Origin of the sequence: Streptomyces sp. NPDC059851 (assembly GCF_042732005.1) — a bacterium.
Lineage (GTDB): Bacteria > Actinomycetota > Actinomycetes > Streptomycetales > Streptomycetaceae > Streptomyces.
This window is the reverse complement of record NZ_JBHWJJ010000038.1, coordinates 22,750-33,291: the sequence shown is the minus strand read 5'-3', so window position 1 is coordinate 33,291 and position 10,542 is coordinate 22,750. Positions and strand designations below refer to the sequence as shown.

At 72.1% G+C, this 10,542-nt stretch carries 7 protein-coding genes; 5 read left to right on the top strand and 2 right to left on the bottom strand.

Annotated features, from left to right (window positions below; genetic code table 11):
- Positions 1-138: 138 nt before the first annotated feature.
- Positions 139-1,332 carry an RtcB family protein gene (locus tag ACFV7Q_RS15970; RefSeq protein WP_385428760.1) on the bottom strand — a complete coding sequence of 398 codons (1,194 nt, stop codon included), beginning with the start codon at positions 1,330-1,332 and terminating at the stop codon, positions 139-141.
- A gap of 193 nt (positions 1,333-1,525) precedes the next feature.
- Between ACFV7Q_RS15970 and ACFV7Q_RS15965 the strand changes: the two genes are divergently transcribed.
- From ACFV7Q_RS15965 to ACFV7Q_RS15955, 3 genes are all read left to right on the top strand, one after another.
- A complete protein-coding gene (locus tag ACFV7Q_RS15965; RefSeq protein WP_385428758.1) occupies positions 1,526-2,422 on the top strand; it encodes a DUF3558 domain-containing protein in 897 nt (298 codons plus the stop codon).
- Positions 2,423-2,550: 128 nt separating this feature from the next.
- A complete protein-coding gene (locus ACFV7Q_RS15960) occupies positions 2,551-3,327 on the top strand; it encodes a DUF3558 family protein (protein WP_385428756.1) in 777 nt (258 codons plus the stop codon).
- 126 nt (positions 3,328-3,453) lie between these two features.
- Positions 3,454-4,947 (top strand): DUF2637 domain-containing protein, encoded by a 1,494-nt coding sequence (locus tag ACFV7Q_RS15955; protein WP_385428754.1) that lies wholly within the window; start codon positions 3,454-3,456, stop codon positions 4,945-4,947.
- 482 nt (positions 4,948-5,429) lie between these two features.
- On the opposite strand, the gene lysS is transcribed toward ACFV7Q_RS15955, so the two are convergent.
- On the bottom strand, positions 5,430-7,154 hold the full coding sequence (gene lysS, locus ACFV7Q_RS15950; RefSeq protein ID WP_385428752.1) for a lysine--tRNA ligase: 1,725 nt from the start codon (positions 7,152-7,154) through the stop codon (positions 5,430-5,432).
- A gap of 281 nt (positions 7,155-7,435) precedes the next feature.
- On the opposite strand from lysS, the gene argS reads away from it, so the two are divergent.
- Positions 7,436-9,211, top strand: coding sequence for an arginine--tRNA ligase (gene argS / locus ACFV7Q_RS15945; protein ID WP_385428750.1), 1,776 nt, complete (start codon positions 7,436-7,438; stop codon positions 9,209-9,211).
- 196 nt (positions 9,212-9,407) lie between these two features.
- The gene (locus ACFV7Q_RS15940) at positions 9,408-10,487 is read left to right on the top strand and encodes a hypothetical protein (protein WP_385428748.1); all 1,080 of its coding nucleotides are present in this window, start codon (positions 9,408-9,410) and stop codon (positions 10,485-10,487) included.
- Positions 10,488-10,542: the final 55 nt, after the last annotated feature.

Sequence of the window (10,542 nt, the reverse complement as noted above, 5' to 3'; positions counted from 1 at the left end):
TTTGGGTGGCCCGCCCCGGGCCCCTGCCTCCCAACCCCAGGGGCCCCGGGGCGCTCTGCGGCCCCGGGGGCCCTACCCGGCACGGCCCCGCACGTTGGGCCGGGCCCCTTCCACCCCCCCGTCAGCTGCGTCCCGGGCTCAGCCCTTGACGCAGATGACCTGCTTGAGCTTGGCGACGACCGCGACCAGGTCGGTCTGCTGGTCGATGACCTGCTCGATCGACTTGTACGCGCCCGGGATCTCGTCGACCACGCCCGCGTCCTTGCGGCACTCCACGCCCCTGGTCTGTTCCGCCAGGTCCCTCGCCGAGAACCGCTTCTTGGCCGCCGTGCGGCTCATCTTCCGGCCCGCTCCGTGCGAGGCCGAGTTGAAGGACTTCTCGTTGCCGAGGCCCTTCACGATGTACGAGCCGGTGCCCATCGAGCCGGGGATGATCCCGTAGTCCCCGCTGCCGGCCCGGATCGCGCCCTTGCGGGTGACCAGCAGGTCCATGCCGTCGTACCGCTCCTCCGCCACGTAGTTGTGGTGGCAGCTGATCTCCTGGTCGAAGGAGACCTTCGCCTTGCGGAACTCCTTGCGGAAGACCTCCTTGAGGAGGCTCATCATCACGGCCCGGTTGTACTTCGCGTACTCCTGCGCCCAGAAGAGGTCGTTGCGGTACGCGTCCATCTCGGGCGTGGCCGCGAGGAAGACCGCGAGGTCGCGGTCGACCAGGTTCTGGTTGTGGTCGAGGCCGCGGGCCACGTTGATGTGGAAGTCGGCCAGCTCGTTGCCGATGTTCCGGGAGCCGGAGTGCAGCATCAGCCACACGGAGCCGGAGGTGTCGATGCACACCTCGCAGAAGTGGTTGCCGCTGCCCAGGGTGCCCATCTGCCGCAGCGCCCGGTCCCGGCGGTACTTCACCGCGTCCGCGACGTAGTCGAAGCGCTGCCACAGGTCGCCGAAGCCGGAGTCCCGGAAGCCGTACAGGCGCGCCGGGTCCAGGGCCTCCTTGTGCATGCCCGCTCCCACCGGGATGGCCCGCTCGATCTTGGAGCGGAGCGCCGACAGGTCGCCGGGGAGGTCGTTGGCCGTGAGGGAGGTCCTGACCGCCGACATGCCGCAGCCGATGTCGACGCCCACCGCCGCCGGGCACACCGCGTCCTTCATGGCGATCACGGAGCCGACGGTGGCGCCCTTGCCGTAGTGGACGTCCGGCATGACAGCCAGGCCCTTGATCCACGGGAGGGTCGCGACGTTCTCCAGCTGCTGCATCGCGCCCTGCTCGACCGACGCCGGATCTGTCCACATCCGGATCGGAACCTTCGCGCCCGGAACCTCTACGTACGACATAACGTCTTAATCCCCCGAAAACAATGGAAAAATCAGATTGGGCAAAAACCCTCGCTTCTGGCCCCGAATCGGACAGGGGACCGGCGCCGGTACCGGCGTGTGCGATAGACATTGTGTCCAGCCGCGCCCGAAGCGCGGCAACGCATTTTTCCTGACCGCCGGGCGGCCGGCCGGTCGAAGGGAGCCAGTGGACGTGCAGCGCAAGGCGGTACGGCGAGCCCTGCCGGGCATCGCGATGCTCACCGCGCTCGTGGCCGGGGCGGCCGGCCTGACCGGGTGCACCAGCGGGTCCGGAGGCGGCGGCGCCACCGATGCCAAGGCCGGCGACAGCTCCCCCGCACCCGCACCGGCCGGCAAATACCGCAGCCTGCCCGCCCCCTGCAAGGCCGCCGACGGCAAGCGCCTGAAGGCGATGCTCCCTGCCGCGCCCACCCTCACCGAGGACCAGCGGACCCAGCTGTACGCGGGCTCCGCGGACACGTCCTACGACGCCGACCGGCACGTCGGCTGCCGGTGGACGGCGCAGACCCACGAGGAGACCCGACTGCTGGCGGTCCGCTTCGAGCGGGTCGTCTCGTACGACCGCGCGACCATGAGCGACGACGACAAGGCCAAGCAGGTCTACGTCCGCCGCCTCACTGACGCGCACCTGCCCTTCCCGGGCCCCGCCGCCACCCCGACCGCAGCGACCGGCGCCGCCCCGAGCGGCGCGGCGCCGTCCGGAGCGGCCCCCGCGGCGAGCCCGCCGCCGTCCGGTGCCCCGGCCGCCCCGCCCGCGCCCACCTCTGGCACGCCCACGCCCGGCGGCACCCCCGGCGGTACCCCCGGCGCCACGCCCGCGCCCGAGCTCGGCTCCCGCGTCCTCGAAGGGCTCGGCTCCGAGGCCTTCATCGAGGACAAGTTGAGCGCGGCCGGCGCCAGCACCGTCCAGGCGCGGAACGTCCGGATCGTGTTCCGCACCGCGAACGTCATCGTCACCGTCGAGTACAGCGTGCAGCCCGCACTGCCCGGCACGATCCCCTCCAGCCCCGAAACCCAGGACAAGGCACGGCAGTTGGCCGCGGCCCTCGTCGAGCGGTTCAACGACTGAACGCGGCCGCGGCCGCCCCCGGGGTGACCGCGCGCACAGCAGGCGCACTCCGGATCGGGCTACCGTTGCTCGGGTCCCGCGCCCGCGCCGCGTTCACCACAACGCGCCCACAACGTACTGAAGGAACCATGCACCGATCAGCCTCGCGCCTCACCCGCGTGCTCGCCTGCGCAGCCGTCATACCGGTGATCCTCGCCGCCACCGGATGCTCCTCCGATTCGGACAAGGGCAAGGGCAAGGGATCCGACAGCAGCAAGAAGGCCGGCGCCTCGGCCTCCGCCAAGCCGAGCGGCAAGCCGTCGACGGCACTGGAGAAGGCGGCCTTCGCGACGCTGCCCGAGCCCTGCAAGACCGTCCAGGAAAAGACCATCGAGACCCTGGTCCCGGAGGCCAAGGACAAGAACGGCACGGCCACCAAGTCGAACGACCTGGCCACCCGCGCCAGCTGCTCCTGGAACGGCCTGGACGAGGACGGCTTGAAGGGATCGCAGTACCGCTGGCTGTCGGTCTCCCTGGTCCGCTACGAGTCGCACGCCTCGCTCGGCAGCGCGAACAAGCGCGCCGAGGAGCAGTACAACAAGCAGATCGAGGCCGCGAAGGCCACCGAGGGCGCGAAGGACGTGAAGGCCGAGCAGGCCGGCGGCGTCGGTGACCAGGCCACCTCCATCCTCTTCGGCGTGAAGAAGGACGTGGACTTCTTCAACACCACGGTCGTGGCCCGCACCCAGAACGTGGTCGTCACCGTCGACTACAACGGTGCCGCCTACGAGGGCGCCGGGGCACCGGATCACGCCAAACTCCTGGAGAACGCGATCAACGCGGCCAAGGAGATCGTCGCCTCGGTCGGCTCCGCCGGCGAGCAGCCGAAGCAGCCTGACCAGCAGGCTTCCCCGTCGGCCCAGTAGGCATCGACCCATTCGCGGGAGATCCGCAGCGGACCGGCAGGACTGAGTGGAGGCTGACATTCAGTCACCCGTACAGTCGGCCGTACGCTGTGCCTGCCGTAGCTCGACAAGGGGAGGGGATCGCGGGTGGCCGCGATGCAGCTGACTCGAACGCACCGGATACTCATCGGCGTCGTGGTCGCGGGAGCCGTCGTCATCGCGGGCATCGGCTTCGCGGGCTCGTACGCCGCGGTCCGCGAGCTCGCGCTGAAGAAGGGATTCGGCAGCTTCTCGCTGGTGTTCCCGATCGGCATCGACGCGGGCATCTGCGTGCTGCTGGCGCTGGACCTGCTGCTGACCTGGATCCGGATCCCCTTCCCGCTGCTGCGCCAGACGGCGTGGCTGCTGACCGCGGCGACCATCGCGTTCAACGGCGCCGCGGCCTGGCCGGACCCGCTGGGCGTGGGCATGCACGCCGTGATCCCGGTGCTGTTCGTGGTCACGGTGGAGGCGGCGCGGCACGCCGTGGGCCGGATCGCGGACATCACCGCGGACCGGCACATGGAGGGCGTCCGCATGACCCGCTGGCTGCTCTCGCCCATCCCCACCTTCAAGCTGTGGCGGCGGATGAAGCTGTGGGAGCTGCGTTCGTACGAGCAGGCGGTCGGCATGGAGCAGGACCGGCTGATCTACCAGGCGCGGCTCCAGGCCCGGTACGGGCGCGCCTGGCGCCGCAAGGCACCGGTGGAGGCGCTGATGCCGCTGCGGCTGGCCCGGATCGGCGTACCGCTGTCACAGACGGCCCCGGAGGGGCTGGCCGCGGCAGGGATCGACCCGGCGCTGCTGCCTCCGGTGGCCGCGGGGACGCGGGCGCCGGCCCTGGAGACGGGCGGGGCGGCCGTGCCGCAGCAGGAGCCCGCCGGGTCCGGCCAGGGGCAGTTGCAGACGGCGAACGGGCCGCAGCAGCTGGTTCCGGTCCAGGTGCCGGGCCAGGTGCCGGACCAGGCCGCGGGCCAGGTCCCCGGCCAGGTCCCGGTCCCGGACCAGACGCAGGTCCCGGTGCCGAAGCAGCACGCCCAGCCGGCGTTCGCGGTCGACCCGACCGCCATGCCCGCGCCCCACGACAGCGCCTGGTTCGCCGGGCCGAAGGCCCCGCAGGCCGCGTACGAAGGCGGCTACAACCCGCAGTACGTGGAGGGCCTGGAGCCCATCCCGGTGATGGCTCCGGCCGGCCCCGAGCTGCCGGAGGCGGAGCAGGCCCTGGCCGCCCAGCAGCAGCAGGCGCTCGCCGCCCAGCAGCAGGCACGGGCCGCCCAGCGGGCACTGGACGCCCAGGCGGAGAACGACAGCCAGGACGCCCTGTTCCCGGCCCCGGTGGACGGGGCACGGGCCACGGAGCGGCCGGAGGCCGCGGCGGCGGCCGAGGCCGTCGACGAGGCGAAGTTCGAGGAGGCCGCGTACGAGGTCTTCCGGGCGTACGTCGACGAGAAGAACGGGATCCCGGAGCCGGAGCAGGTGGAAGCACACCTCGCCGACCGCCTCGGGATCGTGCACCCGCGCGGCGCGTCCATCCTCCGCCGCCTGGTGCCGGAGCTGAAGCAGCGCTACCAGCGCGACCTGGAGAACGAGCACATCGCGTAGGGCGCGCCGCAACCGGCGCGCCCGGCTACCGGGTCGGGGCCGCCGGGCCCGCCAGGGCTTCGGCTCCACCTGGAGGGGCGCGCTCTCCTGGAGCAGGCCCCGGCCGAACCGCAGGAAGTACCGCCTGCCGTCGTCCGGGCTCGTCGCCGCCCTGCGCGACGAGATGCCGGCCGAGCTGGGCGAGGACGGTCCCGCCGGCGGTCGATCCGCCACCGCTGCTCCGGATGCCGGTCCCTGGCCGGGGGCCCGGCGGCCCGGACGAAGGTCGCCCGCAGCACAGGAACCACCGAAAACGCCGGGTTGGGTGGTGCCGCCGCTCGAAGGCGTAGCCGGGCCACAGAGGCAGCGCCTACCGGGTGAGCGCGAGGGGCCCGTAGCGCAGCCGCTGGTCCTCCCGGCGCTCGCCGACCTCCCCTTCCCGCCCGGCCCCCGGAACGGGAGGGGGCCCGCCGGATACCCGGCGGGCCCCCTGTCCGTCACGGTCAGGCGGCGACGAGCTTGCGCACCCGGTCCGCGCCGACCGCGAGGAGCAGCGTGGGCAGGCGCGGCCCGGTCTCCCGGGTGACGAGGAGGCGGTAGAGCAGGGCGAAGAACTGGCGCTGGGCCACCTTCAGCTCCGGCGTCGGCTTGGCCTCGGGGTCGAGACCGGCCATGACCTTCGGCACGCCGTAGACCAGGGTGGTCAGGCCGTCCAGCGACCAGTGCGAGTCCAGGCCCTCCAGCAGCAGCTCCAGCGAGCGGCGGCCCTCGTCGTCCAGGGAGGCCAGCAGCTCGGCGTCGGGCTCCTCGCGGACCAGGGTGCGCTGGTCGGCCGGGACCTGGGTGGTGATCCAGTTCTCGGCGCGGTCCAGGCGCGGGCGGACCTCGTCGAGGGAGGTCAGCGGGTTGGACGGGTCCAGGTCGGAGAGGATCCGCAGGGTCTGCTCGTCGTGGCCGGCGGTGACGTCGACGACGGACGCCAGGGTCCGGTACGGCATCGGGCGCGGGGTGCGCGGCAGCTCGTGCGAGGCGACGCGGACGGCACGGCTGTGGGCAGCGGCGTCGGCGGGCAGCACGGAGCCGTCGGCGACCTTGGCCTCCAGCTTGTCCCACTCGTCGTAGAGCCGCTGGATCTCCTGGTCGAAGGCGATCTTGAAGCTCTGGTTGGGCTTGCGGCGGGCGTACAGCCAGCGCAGCAGCTGCGGCTCCATGATCTTCAGCGCGTCGGCCGCCGTCGGGACGCCGCCCTTGCTGGAGGACATCTTGGCCATGCCGCTGATGCCGACGAACGCGTACATCGGGCCGATCGGCTGCTCGCCGCCGAAGATGTGCACGACCTGGCCGCCGACCTGGAAGGAGGAGCCGGGCGAGGAGTGGTCGACGCCGGAGGGCTCGAAGACGACGCCCTCGAACGCCCAGCGCATCGGCCAGTCGACCTTCCAGACGAGCTTGCCGCGGTTGAACTCGCTGAGCTTGACCGTCTCGGTGAACTCGTCCTCGGTGCAGACGTAGGTCAGCTCGGTCGTCTCGTCGTCGTACGAGGTGACCTTGGTGAAGTCCTTGCCGCACTCGCCGCAGTACGGCTTGTACGGGAAGTACTCCGCACCCTCGGCGCTGCCGTCGTCCTCGGAGGCGGCGCCGGATCCCTCGGCGGCCTCCAGCTCGGCCTCGTCGACCGGCTTCTGCGACTTCTTGGCGGCCTTGGGCTTGGTGCGGTACTGGGCGAGGATCGCGTCGATGTCACCGCGGTGCTTCATCGCGTGCAGCACCTGCTCGCGGTAGGCGCCCGAGGTGTACTGCTCGGTCTGGCTGATCGGGTCGTACTCGACGCCCAGCTCGGCCAGGGACTCGACCATGGCGGCCTTGAAGTGCTCGGCCCAGTTCGGGTACGGGGAGCCGGCCGGGGCGGGCACGGAGGTCAGCGGGCGGCCGATGTGCTGCGCGTGGGACTCCTCGGTCACACCGGGGATGCCCGCGGGGACCTTGCGGTAGCGGTCGTAGTCGTCCCAGGACAGGACGTGGCGGACCTCGTGACCGCGGCGGCGGATCTCGTCGGCGACCAGGTGCGGGGTCATGACCTCGCGGAGGTTGCCGAGGTGGATCGGGCCGGAGGGGGAGAGTCCGGACGCGACGACGACAGGTTTGCCGGGTGCTCGGCGCTCCGCCTCGGCGATGACCTCGTCCGCGAAACGGGAGACCCAGTCGGTCTCGGTGCTGCTCTGAGCCACGACACGTCCTTCTATCTCGAATGCTGGCTTCAGCCATTCTCCCAGACGGAAGCAGGGGGTTCGGGGTTGCTTTTCGCGGCCGGTCGAACGTGATCGGCTTCGCGGCGGCCCCGGGCGGCACGGGGTGGGGTGGCGGCGGGGCCGGCGGGGTCCGGCGTCGCGCCAGGGGCGGGCGCGGTCGTTCTTATGCCGGGAAATGAGGCGCGGGCACGTGGGATACTCGGCACTTGTCGGAACACCCAAGTACACGCACACCGCACACCTCACAGGAACGGCAGCTCATGGCCTCGGTCCCTTCCCTCGCTTCCTCCGTCCATCAGCGCGTCGCCGACGCCCTCGCCTCCGCCCTGCCGGAGGCCGGTGCGGCCGACCCGCTGCTGCGACGAAGCGACCGGGCCGACTTCCAGGCCAACGGCATCCTGGCGCTCGCGAAGAAGGCCAAGGCCAACCCGCGCGAGCTGGCGACCACGGTGGTCGAGGGCCTGGACAAGGGCGGGGTCATCGAGGAGATCGAGGTCTCCGGCCCCGGCTTCCTCAACATCACCGTCTCCGACCGGGCGATCGTCGAGACGCTGGCGGCACGCGCCGCGGACGCCCGCCTCGGCGTCCCGGTGAACGAGAACGCCGGCACCACGGTGATCGACTACGCGCAGCCGAACGTGGCCAAGGAGATGCACGTCGGCCACCTGCGGTCCGCCGTGATCGGTGCCGCGATGGTCGAGATCCTGGAGTTCACGGGCGAGAAGGTGGTCCGCCGCCACCACATCGGCGACTGGGGCACCCAGTTCGGCATGCTCATCCAGTACCTGATCGAGCACCCGCACGAGCTGGACCACAAGGCCGCCGAGTCGGACGTCGCGGTGTCCGGCGAGGAGGCCATGTCCAACCTCAACCGCCTGTACAAGGCCTCGCGCGCGCTGTTCGACTCCGACGAGGAGTTCAAGACGCGGGCCCGGGCCCGGGTGGTCGACCTCCAGGCGGGCGACGAGCAGACCCTCGCGCTGTGGCAGCGGTTCGTGGACGAGTCGAAGATCTACTTCTACTCGGTCTTCAACAAGCTGGACATGGACGTCCAGGACCCGGACATCGTCGGCGAGTCCGGCTACAACGACATGCTGGTGGAGACCTGCCGGCTGCTGGAGGAGTCGGGCGTCGCGGTCCGCTCGGAGGGCGCGCTGTGCGTGTTCTTCGAGGAGTTCAAGGGCCCGGACGGCAACCCGACCCCGCTGATCGTCCAGAAGTCGGACGGCGGTTTCGGCTACGCGGCCACCGACCTGTCGGCGATCCGCGACCGCGTCGGCAACCTGAAGGCGAACACCCTCCTGTACGTGGTGGACGCCCGCCAGTCGCTGCACTTCAAGATGGTCTTCGAGACCGCCCGCCGGGCCGGCTGGCTGAACGAGGACACCAAGGCCGTGCAGCTGGCGTTCGGCACCGTGCTGGGCGCCGACGGCAAGCCGTTCAAGACCCGCGAGGGCGAGACGGTGCGGCTGGTGGACCTGCTGGACGAGGCCGTCGAGCGGGCCACGGCCGTGGTCCGCGAGAAGGCCGAGAAGGTGGGCCTGAGCGAGCAGGAGATCGTGGAGAACGGCCAGTACGTGGGTATCGGCGCCGTGAAGTACGCCGACCTGTCCACGTCCGCGGCCCGCGACTACAAGTTCGACCTGGACCAGATGGTGTCGCTGAACGGCGACACGTCCGTGTACCTCCAGTACGCGTACGCACGCATCCAGTCGATCCTGCGGAAGTCCGGCGACGTCGAGCCGGCCGCCCACCCGGAGCTCCCGCTCGCCGCGGCCGAGCGGACGCTGGGCCTGCACCTGGACGGCTTCGGCGAGCTCGTCGCGGACGCCGCCGCCGAGTACGCGCCGCACAAGCTGGCCGCGTACCTGTACCAGCTGGCCTCGCACCTCACCGCGTTCTACGACCAGTGCCCGGTCCTGAAGGCCGAGACCCCGGAACAGGTGGAGAACCGCCTCTTCCTCGTCGAGCTGACCGCCCGGACGCTGAGCAAGGGCATGTCCCTGCTCGGCATCCGCACCCCCGAGCGCCTCTGACGCTCCCGCTTTTCGGTTCCCCGTGCCCCCGCCCCCCTGCAGGCAGCTGCTGCCGGCAGGGGGCGGGGGCGTGGACGACGTTCCGGTCTTCGGGCCGGTCCGTGGCCGGGACCTGTCGGCCCCTGGCCCGCGATGACCCCGACTCCGTACGATCGGCTTCCCGTCCCGGGGTGGAGTCACGAGGGGGAGACGGAACGTGAACGGTTTACGGCTGGCGCGCGCCGCGCTGAGCGTCCTGACGGGTGCCGGGGAAAGCCCGGCCGGGCAGGCCGCGCTCCTGGCCCGCATACGCGTCCTCGTGGAGGACCGGCTGCGGGCCACCGCGTCGGGCACGGAGGCCCTGCGCCGGCTCCGGAACGAGCCGGGGGACGCGTCGACCGCGCTCGCCACGGTCGCCCTGGCCGACGAGGCGGAGCACGACGCGACCTTCGCCGCGCTCCTGCACGACCTACTGGAGCAACTGCTCGACGGCCCCGCCGCGGCCCAGGCCTACGGAACCCCGCCGACGTCGGCGCCACCGACGGCCGTGTCACCGTCGCCCGTGCCCCCGACGGCCGTGCCCCCGTCGACCGTGTCAACGCCGCCCGGGCCGCCGATGCCCGGGCCGCCGTCGACCGCGCCCCCGTCGACCGTGTCGCCGTCGTCTGGGCCGCCGCCCGCGGCACCGCCGACGGCCGTGCCCCTGCCGACGACCGTGCCCCTGCCACCATCGCCATCGCCACCGCCACCGCCACCGCTACCGCCATCGCTGACCGTGCCGTCGACGACGACGGCGGCGACGCCCGTGCCCCTGCCTGCTGCTCCCCAGCTACCCGCAGGGCAGGGGTACGCGGCGGCTGCCGGTCAGGGCGTCACCGCCCTCGGCTCGATCGGCCTGAACGCGGTCACGGCACACGCCATCCCCTTCGCGCCCGCCGAGCCTGACCCCGCCGAGGAGCCCGCAGCCCGACCGGCGCCGCCCGCCCCGCAGGTCGTGGTGGTCCCGCCGCCGCCCCGCCCGCGGCCGTCCACCGAGCAGCCGGTCCGGGACGTCTTCCTGCCCGGGCTGCTCGCCGCCTCCGGCCTGGCCCTGTTCGGTGCCCGGGTGCCCGTCCTGCTGTGGCTCCTGTTCCTCGTCTTGGCGCTCCTCGGCCTGATTCGCGCTCGCTCCGCCCTCCGCCGCCCGCTCGACGTGCCGCTGGGCGTCGGCCTGCTGCTGAATCTGGTGCTGCTCATCCTGGTCCTGACCGCCCCGCCCCCGGACGTCGTCGACGCCATCGCGGGGCTCAAGATCTAGTTCCGGGGCGCCGCTCCCGGTCCTCGGCCGGGCCGGGCACATCGTCCGGACCGGC

Bases quoted from the DNA above. Each gene is read 5' to 3' on its own strand.
- ACFV7Q_RS15970 (WP_385428760.1), bottom strand. From the start codon at position 1,332: ATGTCGTACGTAGAGGTTCCGGGCGCGAAGGTTCCGATCCGGATGTGG.
- argS (WP_385428750.1), top strand. From the start codon at position 7,436: ATGGCCTCGGTCCCTTCCCTCGCTTCCTCCGTCCATCAGCGCGTCGCC.
- ACFV7Q_RS15960 (WP_385428756.1), top strand. From the start codon at position 2,551: ATGCACCGATCAGCCTCGCGCCTCACCCGCGTGCTCGCCTGCGCAGCC.